We start from the raw sequence: 16,904 nt of genomic DNA on the forward strand, positions 1-16,904 counted from the left end.
GGGCCCTTCTACTGGGCAAGCGGGGCGGGAAAGGCGGGCCGGGGTCAGCCCTTGACAGCGCCTTGGAGGGCACCTGACTTCAGGAAGAAGCGTTGAAACACTGCGAACAGCACCACGGGGATGACCGTGGAGATCGCCAGCGCGGCAAGGAAGACGTCCAGTTCGACGAAGCGTTGCAGGGCGGGCAGCCGGACCGACAGCGGTTGCAGATCAGGATCCGGCAGGACGAGCATCGGCCAGAGGAAGTCCTTCCAGGCCGCGATGATCGCGAACACCGACACGACCCCGAGGATCGGCCGGGACATCGGCAGCACGACCGACCAGAACAGCCGGAACGGACCGGCACCATCGACCCGCGCCGCCTCGAAGACCTCGCGGGGCAGGTTGTCGAAGAATCGCTGCACCAGCAGGATGTTGAACGCGTTCGCGCCGGCCGGCAACCAGACCGCCCAGAACGAGTTGATCAGCGAGACCTTCAGCAACGGCGGGTCAACAATCGTGAGGTAGAGCGGCACCAGCAACACGACCGACGGTACGAAGAGTGTCGCCAGCACGACACCCGTGATCACCTTCCCGTACCGAGGCCGCAGTACAGATAGAGCGAAGCCAGCCGTCGTTGCCACCAGCAACTGCACCAGCCAGGAGCCGGCTGCAAGGGCGACGGTGTTCAGGAAGTACTTGTCCACCTCGACACGAGTCCAGGCCGTCGCGAGATTGGCCCAGTCCATGCCGTGCGGCCACAGCGCCAGCGGCGACCGCAGCGTGTCCTGGGTCGGCGTGATGGCCGCCTTCGCCAGCCACAACATCGGCCCGAGGCCAATGACGAACAACAGCGCCAGCAGTACGGCGTGCAACCCGCGGGTCGTCCGCCGGATGCCCGGGCGAATCCATTCACTCGGCGAGAGGATGCCCCGACTCATGCTTTGCTCCAACCACGCGTCAACCGGAAGTACACCGCGGAGAGCAACCCCAGGACGACGGCCAGCATGATGCTCAACGCCGTGGCCATCCCGTACTGGCCGCCGAGGCTGTTCGCGAAGGCGTAGTCGTAGATCAGCAGCAACAAGGTGGTGGTCGAGTTCGCGGGACCGCCGCCGGTGAAGAGGAACGGCTCCAGGAAGACCTGCGCCGTACCGACGATCTGCAGGATGAACGTGATCAGCAGAATCCCCCGCAGTTGCGGCAGCGTGACGTGCCAGACCTTCCGCCAGATCGAGGCACGATCGATCTCGGCGGCCTCATACAGATCTGTTGACACACCTGTGAGCGCTGCCAGGTAGATGATCACCGTTCCACCCGCTGCCGCCCAGGTAGCCTCCAGAACCAGTGACGGCATCACGATCGACGAGTCCTGCAGCCAGGCGACCGGCCCGATCCCCACCACTCCGAGGATCGTGTTGAAGACCCCGGTCGGCCCGGCGTCGTAGAAGAACTTCCACAGCAGTACGGCAACCACCGGCGGAATGACGACCGGTAGATAGGCCAACGCGCTGTACAACCCTTTGAACCGCCGAACCTCACTCATCAGCACCGCCGCCAGCAGCGGCACCGGATAACCGAAGAGCAGGGCGAGGAACGCGAAGTACAGGGTGTTCTTGATCGCCGTCCAGAGCAGCGGATCAGCCAGGACATCGCGGAAGTTCTGCGGCCCGACGAAGGTGGACGGCGTGACCAGGTTCGTCTCCTGGAAACTCATCACGACCGCCCGCCCGATCGGGATCCAGGAGAAGATCCCGAAGACGAGCAGCAGTGGCAGCAGGAAGACGAGCGTGCTCAGCCCGCCGCCACGGATACGAGAGGCCATCGGTCAGTTCCGGTCCAGCAATGCCTGCGCCTCGGCGTCGGCGTTCTTGAGCAGCTTGGCGATGTCCGCGTTCTTGTCGGTCAGCACCGACTGCACGACCGGGTCGAGCAGCTTGTAAACCTCCTGGGTCGACCGCACCGGCTCGGTCACCAACTGCTGGTCGAACATCTTGTCCGTGTAGGGCTTGAACTGCTCCAGCGGCACGTTCACGTACTGCTTCACCCAGCCGAGAGATTCGTCGTACGTCGCCCTGTCGAACACCGGCAGTTGCGGAGCGCCGACCGGCTGCTTCGAGGCCGCCGTGGTCTTCGCATCCAATGCGGCAGCGTTCTTGTCCGTGAGCTTGTTCAGATAGAAGAAATCGATCCACTTCACCGCTGCTGCTTTCACAGCCTCGTTGGCTTTCGCACTGACGGTGGCCAACGTCCCACCACCCAGTACGCCGGCCTCCGGCTTGTCTGCGAGCGGAAGCACCGTGACGCCGTAGTCGGCCGGCTTCAACGCGTTCTGCGTGACCAGCGAGCCGTAGTTCCCACCACCCGACACGTACATGCCAACCTGGCCGGAGGCGAACGCCTGGTTGATGCCACCCCAGTCGTAGAGGAAGTTCGAGCCCATGCTGTTATCGGTCCAGCGCAGATCCTTCAACCACTGCAGGACGGACGCGAGCTCCGGAGTGTCGAGCTCTGCAGTCGCCTTGTCACCCTCGAGCTTCTCGGTGCGACCGCCGTACGCATAATCCAACGTGGTGAGGATCCAGCCGCCGGTGTTGTCCGTGGTCAGCTGCGCATATCCGGCCTTGCCGGTCTTGTCCGCGATCTGCTTGGCATCAGCCCGTACGTCGTCCCACGTGGCCGGCGGCTTGTCCGGATCGAGACCGGCTTGCTTGAACAGCGCCCGATTGTAGTGCAGAGCTTGCCCGTACGCCGCGATCGGGACGGCCCACATCTTGCCGTCCTCGGCCTTCCCGGCCTTGGCCACGTTCTCATTGAACTTGCTTGCGTACGGCAACGTGGAGACCAGGCCACTGATGTCGGCGATCTGCTTGCGCTCGATCAGCCCACGCCCATCGGTGAACGGGACCGTGAACACGTCGGGCAGCGTGCCACCAGCAAGCTGCGCGGTGAAGGTCGTCGCGGTCCAGTTGTACTCCTGCGGCGCGATGTCGATCCCCGGGTTCGCCTTCTCGAACTGGGCAACCCGCTCGTCGAACGCCGCGATCGCCCCCTTGTCGAGACCAGGGTCCCGAGCAACCTTCAACGTCACCGGACCGTCGGCTTTGGGCTGTTCACTTGAGCCGGAACACGCGGTCAAACCCGCCGCCAGAGCTAACACCACTGCGATGGTTTTCATGGTCATTCTCCTTGCAGCCGCACCCACGCGGCGGTGTCGGTGGGCAGATCGCCCGTCAGGGGAGAGCTGGCGAGCAGGACGGTGGAGCCGGTCGGCAGCGGCCGAGGGGCACCGAAGTTCACCAGGCAGAGCACATCGCCGCGAGTGAAGGCGAGCAGATCCTCGCCGTTCAGCGGATGCCAGGCGAAGGACTCGTCCAGGTCCTTGCGCGCGGCAAGCATCGATCGGTAGAGCGAGAGCATCGAGTCCGGGTCGCCGGCCTGTGCCTCGACCGACCGAGACCCCCAGTCCGCCGGTTGCGGCAGCCACGGTCCGAAGCCGTGCGAGTTGAAGCCGAAGGTCGAGCCAATTGTTGTCCAGGGCAACGGCACACGGCAGCCGTCGCGCCCTGGGTCGGTTCCTTCGGACCGATAGAAGATCGGGTCCTGCAGAGCAGCCGTCGGAAGGTCTTCCACCTCAGGCAGGCCGAGCTCATCACCTTGATAGATGTAGAGCGAGCCAGGCAGCGCCCCGGTGAGCAGCGCCGCAGCCCGCGCCCGGCGAGTACCAAGGTCAAGATCAGTCGGTACGCCGAAACGCTTCGTCTCGAAGGAGAAGGACGTATCCGCTCGTCCGTACCGGGTGACCGGGCGGGTCACGTCGTGATTCGACAGCACCCACGTCGCCGGCGCATCAACAGGTGCGTGCGCGGCGAGCGTCGTACGGATTGATTCTCGGAGTGCGGAGGCGTTCCACGGGCGACCCATCAGGTCGAAGTTGAACGCGGTGTGCAGCTCATCGGGACGTAGGTAGCGCGCGAAGCGCTCGGGGTCCGCGAGCCAGATCTCGCCGACGAGCATCCGCGGCGGATCGTAGGAGTCGGCGACCGTCCGCCAGCCTGCGTAGATCTCGTGCAGGCCGTCGCGGTCGACGAACGGGTGGTCGGTCGTCGTACCGAGGTCGGGGAACGAAGGGTCCTTGACCGGCATCGTCGCGCTGTCGATCCGGACCCCGGCCACCCCGCGATCGAACCAGAACCGCAGTACCTCCTCGTGCTCCCGCCGTACGTCGGGGTGGTTCCAGTTGAGGTCGGGCTGCTCAGGTGTGAACAGGTGCAGGTACCACTCGCCCGGCGTACCGTCCGGGTTCTTGGTGCGGGTCCAGGTCTCGCCGGAAAAGCTGGAGATCCAGTTGGTCGGCAACTCCTCGCCGCCGCGGAACCAGAACCGCTCGCGCTCCGGCGAACCCGGGCCGGCCGCGAGCGCGGCCTTGAACCACTCGTGCTCGCTGGAGACATGGTTCGGGACGATGTCGACGATCGTGCGAATGCCCAGGGCGGTGGCCTCCGCGATCAGCTGCTCGGCCTCCTCCACCGTCCCGAAGGCCGGGTCGATGGTGCGGTAGTCGGCCACGTCGTACCCGCCGTCGGCCAGCGGGGACAGGTACCACGGCGTGAACCAGAGCGCGTCGACGCCGAGCTCCCGCAGGTACTTCAGGCGCGATCGAACCCCGGCCAGATCGCCGGTCCCGTCACCGTTGCCGTCCGCGAAACTGCGCGGATAGACCTGGTAGATCACCGCGTCCCGCCACCACTGATCCATCCCGGAATCCCCTGCTCTCATGGTAGGTTTAGCGCTCCACCTTCACCGGAAGGTAATCTCCGGGAAACGGAACTGTCAACAGGTCAGGGGAGGCTGCGTGCGGGTCACGCTGAAGGACATCGCGGACGAGGCCGGCGTCAGCATCATGACGGTCTCGAACGTCGTGAACGGCAACCGGGCCCGCGTCTCGGCCGAGACGATCGAGCGGATCCAGCGCATCGTCGCGGCCCGCGGGTACGTGCCCAGCGCGTCGGCGCGCAGCCTCGCCGCGAAGTCATCGCGGATGATCGGGCTACTGGTCCCGGCCGCCGACGAGGACAGCCTGATGATCAGCCCGCACAACGTGGCGATCCTCGGCCAGATCGAGCGGCAGTTGCGCAAGAGCGGCTACCACCTGCTGCTGCGCGGGATCGCTCAACCGAGCGAGGTCGGCGAGGCGCTCAAATCGTGGAGCCTCGACGGCGCCGTCCTGCTCGGCTTCCTCGACGAGGACGTCGACCGCCTCACACCAGGTGCCGTCGGCAACGTTTCGCTGCTCGCCGTCGACAGCTACTCGGACAACCCGCTCACCACTGGCGTCCGCTCCGACGACTACACCGGCGCGCTCCTGGCCGCCCGCCACCTGATCGGCCTCGGCCACCGCGAGATCGTCTTCGCCGGTCCGCCGTTCACCGGCGCGGGCGTCGTCCATCAGCGGTACGACGGCTTCCGCGCCGCGTTCACCGAAGCCGGCCTGACCTGGACCGAGCGCGTGGTCACCGTCGAGACCACCACTCACAGCACCGGCCGCGACCTCGGCCGCCGCATCCCCACCGACCACCCCGACGCCACCGCAGTCTTCGCCACCGCCGACATCCTCGCCATCGGCATCATGGAAGGCCTCGCCGACACCGGCCACCCGGTCCCCGACCGGTTCTCCGTCGTCGGGTTCGACAACCTCGACTTGAGCGAGTACGTCACGCCCAAACTCACCACCGTCGCCCAAGACATCCCCCAAAAGGCCGCCCTCGCGGTCGAGCGCCTACTCGCCACCATCGAGAAGCAGCAGCACCCCGACTCCCCCATCACCCTCGACGTCCAACTGATCGAACGAGCCTCCACCGCCCCAGCCCACACCGCCTGACTCGGTACGACGTTGAGCACGGCCCAGCCATCTCCCCGCCCCAAAAGTGGTTGACCGGTGCTCAAGGTGGACGGACCGTCGGACTTTGAGCACGGCTCAACCACTCCAGCGGGCGTCGCGTGGTTGATCGGTGCACAAAGTGAGTCCACTGGGTTGTCGGCCGCGTCATCCACAGGCAACGCAAAGCGCGGTCGGTGAGTGCGAGGGTCTTTGCGGGAGTCGGTACGACGTTGAGCACGGCTCAGCCATTTCCCCGCCCCAAAACTCGTTGACCGGTGCTCAAGGTGGACTGACCGCCGGACGTTGAGCACGGCTCAGCCACTCCAGCGGGCGTCGCGTGGTTGAACGGTGCACAAAGTGAGTCCACTGGGCTGTCGGCCGCGTCATCCACAGGCAACGCAAAGCGCGGTCGGTGAGTGCGAGGATCTCCGCGTGAGTCGGTACGACGTTGAGCACGGCCCAGCCATCTCCCCGCCCCACAAGTGGTTGACCGGTGCTCAAGGTGGACTGACCGCCGGACTTTGAGCACGGCTCAACCATTTCGAAGACCGCTCGGTGGTTGAGGGGTGCACAAGGTGATTCGGGACGAGGCGGCCCCTCCCCACACGAACGCCAAGCACACCCCAAAGCCCGTTGGGCAAGGGGTCGGCGTCATCACGCTGCCGCGGTGCCTAACGTCCGAACGATCGGAGACGGGGTGTGCGGTTGTTCGGACGTTAAGACGGCGGCGCTCTAACGTCCGAACGATCGGAGACATGGCGTGCGAGTCCTTCGGACGTTACGGACGGCGGCGCTCTAACGTCCGAAGGACCGCTGACGTGGTCTTCGGTTGTTCGGACGTTACGGACGCCAGACCCCTAACGTCCGAAGGACTGCAGACGTGGTCTTCGGTTGTTCGGACGTTAGGGACGGGGTACGGCGGGGGTGGTTAGCGGGTTACGCGGTCGATGCGGAGGCCGTGGCGGTCGAAGAGGTAGACCCGGTTCATGTCGACGGCGAAGCTGACCTGATCGCCCGGAACGTGCGGCGTACTGGAGTGCAGTTCGACGACGAGGTCGGCGCGACGGTGGGTCGGTGTGGAGATCTCGGCCATGGCCTGCTGGGCGAAGCTGCGGCGGTGCAGGAGGCCGGAACGCTTCGTGGCCCGACCGGCCCGGCGCCAGAACGACCGCCGGGAATGGTTGCTGAGGCGTTCGGGCTTGTGGCGGCCGATCAGGTCAGGGTTGACCATGTCGATCCCGGCCTCGACATAAGCGATCCACTGGTGGCCGTGGTATTCGAGCGTCCGCAGCCTGCCGGAGAGCCGGTTCGCCGATTCACCGTCGAGGGTGAGCGCGTCGCTGCGGACGCCGATGATGATCTCCTCACCACCGCGACGGAGCAGCAGCGTCGTACGGCGATCGTCCGGGTCGAGGTGGAGCGCCTGGCCGCCGCCGAGCACCAGGCTGACCCGGCCGTTGTCGGCGCGGACCGAGCTGGACAGCAGGTTGATCCGCGGTACGCCGAGGAATCCGGCCACGAACGCGGTGGCGGGGTCGTCGAAAACCTCGGCCGGGGTGCCGACATCCTCCAGCCGGCCGTCGCGCATGACGGCGATCCGGTCGGCGAGGGTCAGCGCCTCGACCTGATCGTGCGTGACGTAGACGGTGGTGATGCCCAGGTCACGAGTCATCGCGCCGATCTCCTGGCGGAGCTCGGTCCGCATCGCAGCGTCCAGGTTCGACAGCGGTTCGTCCATCAGGAACGCCGAGGGCTGCCGCACGATCGCGCGCCCGATCGCGACCCGCTGCCGCTGACCGCCGGACAGCGTCTGCGGCAAGCGATTCAGCGTCTGCTGGATCCCCAGGACACCGGCCAACTGATGGGCCTTCTCGTTGGCTTCCTCGGGTTTCTCGCCGGCCATCTGCAGCGGAAAGGTGATGTTCCCGCGGACCGTCTTGTTCGGGTACAAGGCGCCGTTCTGGAAAACCATCGCGACGCCGCGATCTCCCGGCGCCATCCAGTTCGCGTGCTCCTCGCCGAAGTACAGGTCCCCGGCAGTGATCTGCTCCAGCCCGGCCATCATCCGCAGGACGGTCGACTTCCCGCACCCCGACGGCCCGAGCAGGACCATGAACTCCCCATCGGCCACGCTCAGCGACAATTTGCTGACGGCAAGGTGTTCCCCGTCGTACGACTTCGTGATCGAGTCGAGGCGGATCGAGCTCATCAACGAACTCCAGTGGGGGCGGCAGCTTAACGGGGGCCTAACGTATAGCTGAGCCTCCACCCACTGTCCAGAGCAAAGCAAGCGATTCGCCGGGACCACTCCGCTACGCAACGGAGTCGAAACAGTCCGTACTGATCAGCTGCGGCGGTAGAGCCGGAAGGCGCTGCGGAACGAGTCGAGGACATAGCTCGGCAGCCGCAGTCCCTGGCGCTGCGCGAAGAGCAGCTCGAGCTCGACCTGGCCGACCTGCTGCGCATACTTCCGGATGCCTTCGTCACCCTCGGCGGTGATCCCCAGGTCCTCCATCACGCCGCCGAACTCGGCCCGCTGGCGCTTGTTGTACGCACCGACGACCTCGAACGACTGTTTGCGCAAGAGCCGGGTCAGCCACTTCTGCCACGGGGCCATCTCTTCCCACAGGCCGCGGGCGGCGATCTTGTAGTACGCGAAGTGACCGGGCTCCTGGCGACGGATCGGCGCGATGATCGTCGACGCGACCGCGCGCTCGTCAAGATCCAGCAGCCCCTTGTGGAGCAGGTTGTAGGCCAGGATCGCGGACTTCTCGGTGGCGACGCCGGTCAGGTAATAGAGCATCCGGCTGATGTCCTGGATCACCGGCAGATGCGCGAGCGCACCCAGGAACCGCAGCTGGAACGAGATCTTGTCGACGTTCGGCGCCGAGACCGGCAGGCCGGCCAAGGTCTGCAACCGGTCCAGCAGCAGGCCGTGGTGGATCTCCTGCGGCGACCAGACGTCGGCATAGAAGAGCTTGTCGACCGGCGGCGGGTCCGGGAGCAGCAGGTTCAGCTCGAGCACATTGCGCTCGACCTCGAGCTCGACCCGGGTCATGTAGGCCAGCACACCACCGAACCTGCTGGCCAACAGGTCTGGTCGTTTCATGCTGAAGTCCGCGCTGTCCAACGGGATCGGCGGATGCTCGTCACCCAACCGGTTGACATGCTCGAGCAGCCGCGCCTCGACGGTCTCCGCCCGGCGCGGGCGCCGGTACCGGACCCGCGAGGTCTCCGCGGCGGTCATCGGGTGTCCACTGCGCCAGCCGGCTCTTGCCAGCCGCAACATCCGTTGTTGTCCCGGCCATTCACCACGACGGATCCCCACCCCTTCGGGCCACAGCCACTGCTCGGTCAACGACGTCCCTGTCCAGGCTAACCGCGCCGGGCCCGGGATCGACTGCCCTTACGAACAAACCTCGTGTGGCCTTGACCTCACAAGGCGGCGCCGGTGTCCGGGAAGTGCAGCCAGCTTCAGCGTACCGGCAACGGCGGACAGAATGCCGTGCTGCGCAGCACGCAACGAGTCGCCAACGGTCAGATCGATCCACAACCTCCCTTCGGCGCCGACCCGTCGCCGGATGGCCGCAGCTCGGAAAGTCACAGCGAGTAACCGACTGCGGTCGCCCTCAGCCCGGTCGACCTGCTCCGGCGTACCGGGTCATAAGTTGCCTGAGGCAACACTGGCAGTACGGATACCGGCGGCCGGATCGCCTTCGTGGTAGACCCGTTCGCTGGGCTCGATGTTGTCGAGGAACTTCTGGTAGAGCACCGCGCCGTAGAGCGGCGCGATCACCGCCATCGGGGCCAACGCGCGCAGCGGATCGCTGTCGCGGAGGTGGCGCTTCCAGGCGGCTGCCCAGACGGTGGCGACGTGGTCGCGCTTCTCCGGTGGCAACCAGTCGTAAAGGCGGCGCAGGTCGGCTGCGGGATGACCGACGAAAGCGTCGGCCAGTCGACGATCGTTCGGGTCGTCCCGTCCGAGCACCCAGTTGCCGGGTGGAAGTCACCACACCCGATCCACCGTCGAGGGAAGCGACGTACCGACGTACCGATCCCCCACGGTCACCACCGCGACAACAGTCTTCGTCTCCACGTCCACATTCTCCTGACGTCAACGCTGAGCGGACCGGTTCGGCGATACCCCCTTGCGCAGTTCGGACCTGAGGCCGCATTCTGACGGGGCTCACGGGGGCGTGGGGATTAGTGTGCACTGGGGGCTTTTGTTATGCGTTTTTCCGCCGATGCGCTGCGGCGGGTGCTGGCTGTGATCTGTGTGTCACTGCTGGTGCCGCTGGTGGCGACAGGGTCGGCGCGTGCCGTGGCCGCGCCGAGTGGGTTCAGCGAGCAGACCGTGTTCAGTGGGCTGAGCAACCCGACGAACGTCGCGTTCTCGCCGGACGGCCGGGTGTTCGTGGCCGAGAAGAGCGGGCTGATCAAGGTCTTCGACTCGCTCGACGACCCGACGCCGAGCGTGTACGCCGATCTGCGGACCGAGGTCTACAACTTCTGGGACCGCGGTCTGCTCGGGCTCGCGCTGCACCCGAACTTCCCGGCGGACCCACGGATCTACGTGCTGTACACGCACGACGCACTGATCGGCGGGCAGGCACCCAAGTGGGGTACGGCGGACGCGACCGACGACCCGTGTCCGTCGCCGCCCGGTCCGACCAGCGATGGTTGTCAGGCGAGTGCGCGGCTGGCGGTGCTGACGCAGACCGGGTCGACGGTCTCCGAGCAGGTGCTGGTCGAGGACTGGTGCCAGGTCTTCCCCAGCCACTCGATCGGCACGATCGAGTTCGGTCCCGACGGCATGCTGTACGCCGGTGGCGGTGACGGCGCGAGCTTCATCTACGCCGACTACGGCCAAGACGGCGATGAGACGGCCGACGCGACCCCGGACAACCCTTGCGGCGACGGGCCCGCGCCAGTCGGCGCCACCCTCACGCCTCCCACCGCGGAAGGCGGTTCGCTCCGGGCTCAGGACCTCCGCACCAGCGGCGACCCGGTCACGCTCGACGGCTCGATCATCCGGATCAACCCTGACAACGGCCAGGCCGCACCCGGCAACCCATTGCTGTCCAGCCCCGACCTGAACGCCCGTCGGATCGTCGCCGAGGGTTTGCGCAACCCGATGCGGTTCACCTTCCGTCCCGGCACCAACGAACTGTGGGCCGGCGATGTCGGATACCAGGTCTGGGAGGAGATCAACCGGATCACCGTCCCGACCGCCGGCGTCACGAACTTCGGCTGGCCTTGCTACGAGGGCGCTGGGCGGCTGAAGTCCTTCGACGCGGCCAATCTCAACATCTGCGAGAACCTGTACGCCGCCGGCCCGGCCGCGGTCGCCGCGCCGTACTACGCCTACAACCACTCGGCGCACGTCGTACCGGATGAGACCTGCACGGTTGGCAGTTCCTCGCTCACCGGCCTGGCGTTCTATGCCGGAGGCAACTATCCGGCCGAGTACAAGGGCGCCCTGTTCTTCGGCGACTACAGCCGGCGATGTGTCTGGGCGATGCTCGCGGGCAGCAACGGCCTGCCGGATCCGGCGCACATCGTGCAGTTCGCGTCCGGCTACGGATCGACCCGGCTGGTCACCGGCCCGGGTGGCGACCTGTTCGCGGTCGACTACGACAACGGTGCGATCAAGCGGTACGTCTACAGCGCGACGAACAACCCGCCCACCGCGATGATCCAGTCCGACCGAACCAGTGGGAACGCGCCGCTGCAAGTCACCTTCGACGGCACCGCCTCCAGCGACGCCGACAACGATCCGCTCACCTATGCGTGGGACCTCGACGGCGACGGCCAGTACGACGACTCCACCGCCGCGAAGCCGCAGTACACCTACCCGAGCAACGGTCCCGTGACTGTTCGGCTGAAGGTGAGTGACGGCAAGGGCGGTACGACGACAACGTCGACCCAGATCAACGTCGGCAACACGGCACCGACCGCCTCGATCACGTCCCCCGGCCCAGCGCTCACCTGGAAGGTCGGTGACACGATCTCGTTCTCCGGCTCGGCATCGGATGCGGAACAGGGGTCACTGCCGGGTTCCGCGCTGACCTGGTCACTGATCATGCATCACTGTCCAAGTGATTGCCATGAGCACCAAATCACCTCGACGACCGGTCTGAGCGGTTCCTTCGCAGCACCGGATCACGAGTATCCGTCGTACCTGGAGCTGCGGCTGACCGCGAAGGACGCCGGTGGGCTGACCGATGTGAAGAGCGTCCGGCTGGACCCGAAGACGACCAAGCTCAACTTCGCGACCCAGCCGACCGGACTGCAGGTCACCTATCTGGACAAGAACCTGAAGGCCCCGGCGACCGCGACCACGATCACCGGGTCGAGCGGTTCGGTGTCGGCGGATCCGGTGCAGCTGGTGGGCCCGGGTCTGTCCAAGTTCGCTTCTTGGTCTGACGGCGGCGCTCGGAACCACAACTTCCTCGCGCCCGAGGCGGAGTCGACGTACACGGCGACGTACGTGCCGAAGCGGAACCTGGCGTTGAACCGCCCGGTGACGACTTCGAGCGTCTACGGCAATCGGCCCGGATCACTCGCGGTCGATGGCAACGCGGCGACCTTCTGGTCGAGCGCGCGCAGCGATCCGCAGTGGTTGCGGGTCGACCTCGGACGGGTCCAGGTGGTCAACCGGGTACTCCTGAACTGGCTGTCGACGTCGTACGCGAAGGCGTACACGATCCAGGTGCTCGAGAGCGGCCGGACCTGGAAGACGGTCTACTCGACCAAGACCGGCGACGGCTTCGTCGACAGCCTCGGCTTCACCTCGGTGAAAGCCCGGTTCGTGCAGATCAACATCACCGCGCGAGGCGTGGCCGGCAGCTACAACGGCCTGTGGGAGATGGGCGTCTACACCGACGAGGGCGACGTGACCGGCATCGCCGGCAAGTGCACCGACGTACCGCAATCACAAACCGCGGACGGAACCCAGGTCCAACTGTGGGCCTGCAACGGTACGACGGCTCAGCGCTGGCTCGTCCTCGACAACGGCACCATGCGCTCATCCCTCGGCAAGTGCCTCGACGCCCGCAGTACGGCGCCCAACAGCCCAGCCGTGCTGTGGACCTGCGACAACAATCCCGGCCAGAAGTGGACACCCCGAGCCGACGGCACCCTCCTCAACGTCCGCTCCGGCCTGTGCCTGGAACCCGCCGACGGCAAGTCCACCGACGGCACCAAACTAGTCATCAACGCCTGCAACGCCCTACCGATCCAGAAGTTCCTGCTGCCGTAAACGGCCCTCCCCGGCCGCCGCTCGGCTGCGGCCGAGGACGTCCACGGTGGTTGATCGCCGCTGCGGCCGATTTGCTGACAGCAGTGTGGCGGAGGCGGTCTGTGGTTGAGGGGGATGGTGCGGTCGGCGACCGCGGTTCCCGTTGCTTGAGGTACCGGGCTGTGGCTGAGGTCGGTGGTGCGGAGGCCGCCTAGCTGACCGCCCGGGTGGTTTGCGTGGGTGGTTCGGTAGGGGCCGGGGTGCGGTACTGACCTGTATCGACAGGCAAATGTCCCCAGCCTTCTGCGACGGTCACCTATCCAGCGACGGCACCACTACCTCAGCCACAGCCCGTCAGACCCAGGCATCGTGAACGCGATCGCCAACCGCACCACCCGGCTCAGCCACAAGCCGCCGCAACCCGAAGGCTTCAGTCGGCCGCCGCAGGTGGCCGAGCCGCCCGCACACCCTTTGCGTGGAGTTACTGCCAAATAGCGGCAGCAATCATCCGCAAACCCAGCACAATCGCGCCCAGCGCCGCTAACGTCCGAAGGACCGGAGACGGGCCCTCCGATCGTTCGGACGTTAGCGCAGCGTTCCTCGCAACGTCCGAAGAACCGGAGACGGGCCCTCCGAACGTTCGGACGTTAGCGCAGCGTTCCTCGCAACGTCCGAAGAACCGGAGACGGGCCCTCCGAACGTTCGGACGTTAGCGCAGCGTTCCTCACAACGTCCGAAGAACCGAAGACGGGCCCTCCGATCGTTCGGACGTTAGCGCTGTGCCCCTCGTAACGTCCGAAGGACCGGAGACGGGCCCTCCGATCGTTCGGACGTTAGCGCTGGTAGCGGGTGAACCCCGAGGCCGCGCTGCTGATCCGGCAGCATTTGGGCGGATATCCCTTGAAATGCACCCTTTTCCCCTCAAATTTTCAGGGGAGAAGGGTCGAGATCAGGGGATAACCGTTCGAATGTCTGGCGCGAATCGGTTGGTGAGCGCGCTGAAGGAGTGCCTGGGCTGACGGATTTCGTCCAGGTTCACCACCAGGCCAACCGGTGTTCACCGGTTGCGGCGAGGGTCTGGCTCATGTTGAGTCGGATCGCGTGGGTGGGGGCTGCGGCGTTGACCGCGGCGACGTTGGTGGCAAGCGGGGCGCAAGCGCATGAGCGGCCGCCGGTACAGGCCAAGGTGGTGGGGACGGCGACGCTGCCGGACATCAGCCTCGGGGCGTTCTCCAACTCGTTGATCCGGCACTCGGTCGGCAACGACCGCAAGGTCGACCTCGGCGGGATCGGCAGCGACATCTTCCCGGCCGGCCGGCCCGGTGAGTTCTGGACCATCACCGACCGCGGACCGAACGGCCAGATCAAGATCGACGGCGCCAACCGTCGCACGTTCCCGGTGCCCGGGTTCGACCCGGCGATCGTCCGGGTCAAGGTCGACGGCACCAAGCTTCGGGTGCTGTCGGCGATCCCGATCACCACGCGCCACGGCGACCCGGTCACCGGGCTCTCCAACCAGGAGAGCCGCGACGAACTGCCTTACACGTACGACGCCTCGACCCGGCTGGCCGTCAACCCGAACGGGCTGGACACCGAGGGCATCGTCCGCGCGAACGACGGCACCTTCTGGCTGGTCGACGAGTACGGGCCGTCGCTGGTGCACATCTCGTCCCGCGGCCGGGTGCTCGCACGGTACGTGCCGAAGGGCCTGAACCTGACCGGGACCGACTACCCGGTGATCGAGGCGTTGCCCGCGATCTTCCTGACCCGCAAGATCAACCGCGGCTTCGAGGGTCTGGCCCAGCTGCCCGGCGGAGATCTGGTGCTGGCGCTGCAGAGCCCGTTGCTCAACCCGAGCAAGAAGATCGGCGAGGCGTCTCTCACCACGCGGCTGGTCCGGTTCTCACCGCACCGCGGCAAGGTCACCGCTGAGTACGTCTACCGCTTCGACCCGGTCGGCGTCGTCGACCCCGGCGAGGACAAGACCACCGAGCTGAAGATCTCCTCGGTGATCGCGGTCGGCCACGAGACCCTGCTCGTCCAGGAGCGCACCGACAACGCGGCTCGCCTGCACCGCGTCGTACTGCGTGATCGCGACAACGTGCTCGGCACCAAGTGGGACGACACCGCGACCGCGCCTTCGCTGGAAGCACTCGCCGACCCGGTTGCGTCCGGCGTACCGGTGTTGGCGAAGAAGCTCTTCCTGGACCTGAACACGGTCGCTGGTGCTCCGAAGAAGATCGAGGGTGTCGCGCTGACCTCGAAGCACACGCTCGTGGTCATCAACGACAACGACTTCGGGATGACCGACGGCCCGGCCGCCTTCGACGCTGCCTGCAACCTCGTCGACAGCAACATCGAGACGACGTTGGTGACGATCCGCCTCCCCTGACCTGGATGTGCGCTGGGTCACATCGCGAGGTTGTCACACGGATCGTCTCGCCGGCGTCACGTGGGCATGACATTTGATGAGCTACGGCGTGAGTTCGGTGGGGAGATTGTTGAGGCGGGTTCGGCCGAGTACGACGCGGCCAGCCGGACCGTGTTCGGGACCGGCCGACCGGTTGGCGTGGTGCGGCCCCGGAGCGTGGCGGACGTCCAGGCGGTAGTGCGGTTCGCGGTGGACACGGGGCTGGCGTTGGCGGTGCGCGGCGGCGGGCACGCGTTCGCGGGATTCGGTACGAACGATGATGGCGTCGTACTGGATCTCAGCGGGCTGGCCGATGTGCTGGTGCTCGACGAACGGCTGGTGCGGATCGGCGGTGGCGCGACCTGGGGGCAGGTGGCGGATGCGCTGGCGCCGTACGGGCTGGCGATCTCGTCGGGTGACACGCGGAGTGTGGGCGTCGGCGGGCTGACGCTGAGTGGCGGGATCGGGTGGAAGGTCCGGAAGTACGGGCTCGCGCTCGACCAGTTGGTGGCCGCGGAGGTGGTGACGGCCGACGGGGACGTCGTACGGGCGTCGGCCGACGAGCATCCGGAGCTGCTCTGGGGGTTGCGCGGTGGCGGGGGCAACTTTGGAGTGGTGACGGCGTTCGAGTTCGCGGCGCATCCGACGACCGAGGTTCTGCACGGGAAGATCGCGTTCCCGGCGGCTGAGGCGGCGAGCGTGCTGCAGGGCTGGGCGGACTACGTTCGTACGGCGCCGGACGAGCTCACGTCGATCGCGACCTTCGCCAATCCCTTCCTGGGTGGGCCGAACGCGCCGGTCGAGATTCAGGTCACCTGGGACGGTGATGACGCGACGGCGCTCGACCCGATCCGCGCGCTCGGCACGGTGATCGCGGATGACGTCACACTGACGCCGTACGCGGAGATCCTGGTGGCTGGCCAGACACCGCCGCCTGGCATCGAGTTCGTGACCCGAAGCGCCTTTGTGGACAAGGAGTCCGTCTCCGAGGTGCTCAGGATCCTGGCCGAGTCCGGGGCGACCGCGGGTTCACCGATCATCGCCGTACGGAGTGTGGGTGGTGCGGTCGCGCGCGTTGCCGCCGACGCCACGGCGTACCCGTATCGGCAGGCTGAGTTGATGTTCGTGACCACGAACATCGGACCGGCCTCAGCGATCGCGGCCGCACGGCCGGCGCTGGACGCGCTCTGGGAACGGCTCGCGCCGCACAGCACCGGCGCCTACGCGAACTTCTTGTCCACGATCGAGGTCGATGCGGTCTACCCGGCGCAGACCTACGAGAAGCTCGCCGCGCTGAAGCGACAGTACGATCCCGGCAACCTGTTCCGCGGCAACCACAACATCGACCCGGACTACGATCGGCCAGGTGACGCTGGAAGATGAGATCCGGGCCG

Annotated in this window: 11 protein-coding genes; 4 read left to right on the forward strand and 7 right to left on the reverse strand. The window is 66.5% G+C overall.

The window, feature by feature from the left end; genetic code table 11:
• Positions 1-44 precede the first annotated feature (44 nt).
• The 4 genes from ACFVWG_RS06650 to ACFVWG_RS06665 are packed head-to-tail and all read right to left on the reverse strand — an operon-like array spanning position 45 to position 4,737.
• On the reverse strand, positions 45-920 hold the full coding sequence (locus ACFVWG_RS06650; protein ID WP_391542161.1) for a carbohydrate ABC transporter permease: 876 nt from the start codon (positions 918-920) through the stop codon (positions 45-47).
• Complete coding sequence (locus tag ACFVWG_RS06655; protein ID WP_391542162.1) at positions 917-1,804, reverse strand: carbohydrate ABC transporter permease; 888 nt, start codon at positions 1,802-1,804, stop codon at positions 917-919. The genes ACFVWG_RS06650 and ACFVWG_RS06655 overlap by 4 nt, the downstream gene beginning before the upstream one ends.
• 3 nt (positions 1,805-1,807) lie before the next feature.
• The gene (locus ACFVWG_RS06660) at positions 1,808-3,157 is read right to left on the reverse strand and encodes an ABC transporter substrate-binding protein (protein WP_391542163.1); all 1,350 of its coding nucleotides are present in this window, start codon (positions 3,155-3,157) and stop codon (positions 1,808-1,810) included.
• Positions 3,158-3,159: 2 nt separating this feature from the next.
• Positions 3,160-4,737: a glycoside hydrolase family 13 protein gene (locus ACFVWG_RS06665; protein ID WP_391542164.1), complete on the reverse strand. Its 1,578-nt coding sequence runs from the start codon at positions 4,735-4,737 to the stop codon at positions 3,160-3,162.
• A 97-nt stretch (positions 4,738-4,834) separates the two neighbouring features.
• Here ACFVWG_RS06665 and ACFVWG_RS06670 point away from each other — a divergent pair, with 97 nt between their 5' ends.
• Positions 4,835-5,860: a LacI family DNA-binding transcriptional regulator gene (locus ACFVWG_RS06670; protein ID WP_391542165.1), complete on the forward strand. Its 1,026-nt coding sequence runs from the start codon at positions 4,835-4,837 to the stop codon at positions 5,858-5,860.
• A gap of 928 nt (positions 5,861-6,788) precedes the next feature.
• On the opposite strand, the gene ACFVWG_RS06675 is transcribed toward ACFVWG_RS06670, so the two are convergent.
• The 3 genes from ACFVWG_RS06675 to ACFVWG_RS06685 all read right to left on the reverse strand — a co-directional run bounded on the left by ACFVWG_RS06675 (position 6,789) and on the right by ACFVWG_RS06685 (position 9,848).
• Positions 6,789-8,069, reverse strand: a complete 1,281-nt coding sequence (locus tag ACFVWG_RS06675) for an ABC transporter ATP-binding protein (protein ID WP_391542166.1) — start codon at positions 8,067-8,069, stop codon at positions 6,789-6,791.
• A gap of 135 nt (positions 8,070-8,204) precedes the next feature.
• The gene (locus tag ACFVWG_RS06680; protein ID WP_391542167.1) at positions 8,205-9,107 is read right to left on the reverse strand and encodes a GTP-binding protein LepA; all 903 of its coding nucleotides are present in this window, start codon (positions 9,105-9,107) and stop codon (positions 8,205-8,207) included.
• Between the two features lie 414 nt (positions 9,108-9,521).
• Positions 9,522-9,848, reverse strand: a complete 327-nt coding sequence (locus ACFVWG_RS06685) for a hypothetical protein (RefSeq protein ID WP_391542168.1) — start codon at positions 9,846-9,848, stop codon at positions 9,522-9,524.
• A 240-nt stretch (positions 9,849-10,088) separates the two neighbouring features.
• On the opposite strand from ACFVWG_RS06685, the gene ACFVWG_RS06690 reads away from it, so the two are divergent.
• The 3 genes from ACFVWG_RS06690 to ACFVWG_RS06700 all read left to right on the forward strand — a co-directional run bounded on the left by ACFVWG_RS06690 (position 10,089) and on the right by ACFVWG_RS06700 (position 16,893).
• On the forward strand, positions 10,089-13,121 hold the full coding sequence (locus ACFVWG_RS06690) for a PQQ-dependent sugar dehydrogenase (protein WP_391542169.1): 3,033 nt from the start codon (positions 10,089-10,091) through the stop codon (positions 13,119-13,121).
• Between the two features lie 1,063 nt (positions 13,122-14,184).
• Positions 14,185-15,492, forward strand: a complete 1,308-nt coding sequence (locus tag ACFVWG_RS06695; protein WP_391542170.1) for an esterase-like activity of phytase family protein — start codon at positions 14,185-14,187, stop codon at positions 15,490-15,492.
• A gap of 66 nt (positions 15,493-15,558) precedes the next feature.
• Complete coding sequence (locus ACFVWG_RS06700) at positions 15,559-16,893, forward strand: FAD-binding oxidoreductase (protein WP_391542171.1); 1,335 nt, start codon at positions 15,559-15,561, stop codon at positions 16,891-16,893.
• The last annotated feature ends 11 nt before the right edge of the window (positions 16,894-16,904 follow it).

Source organism: Kribbella sp. NPDC058245 (assembly GCF_042882005.1).
In the GTDB taxonomy this organism is placed as follows: Bacteria; Actinomycetota; Actinomycetes; order Propionibacteriales; family Kribbellaceae; genus Kribbella.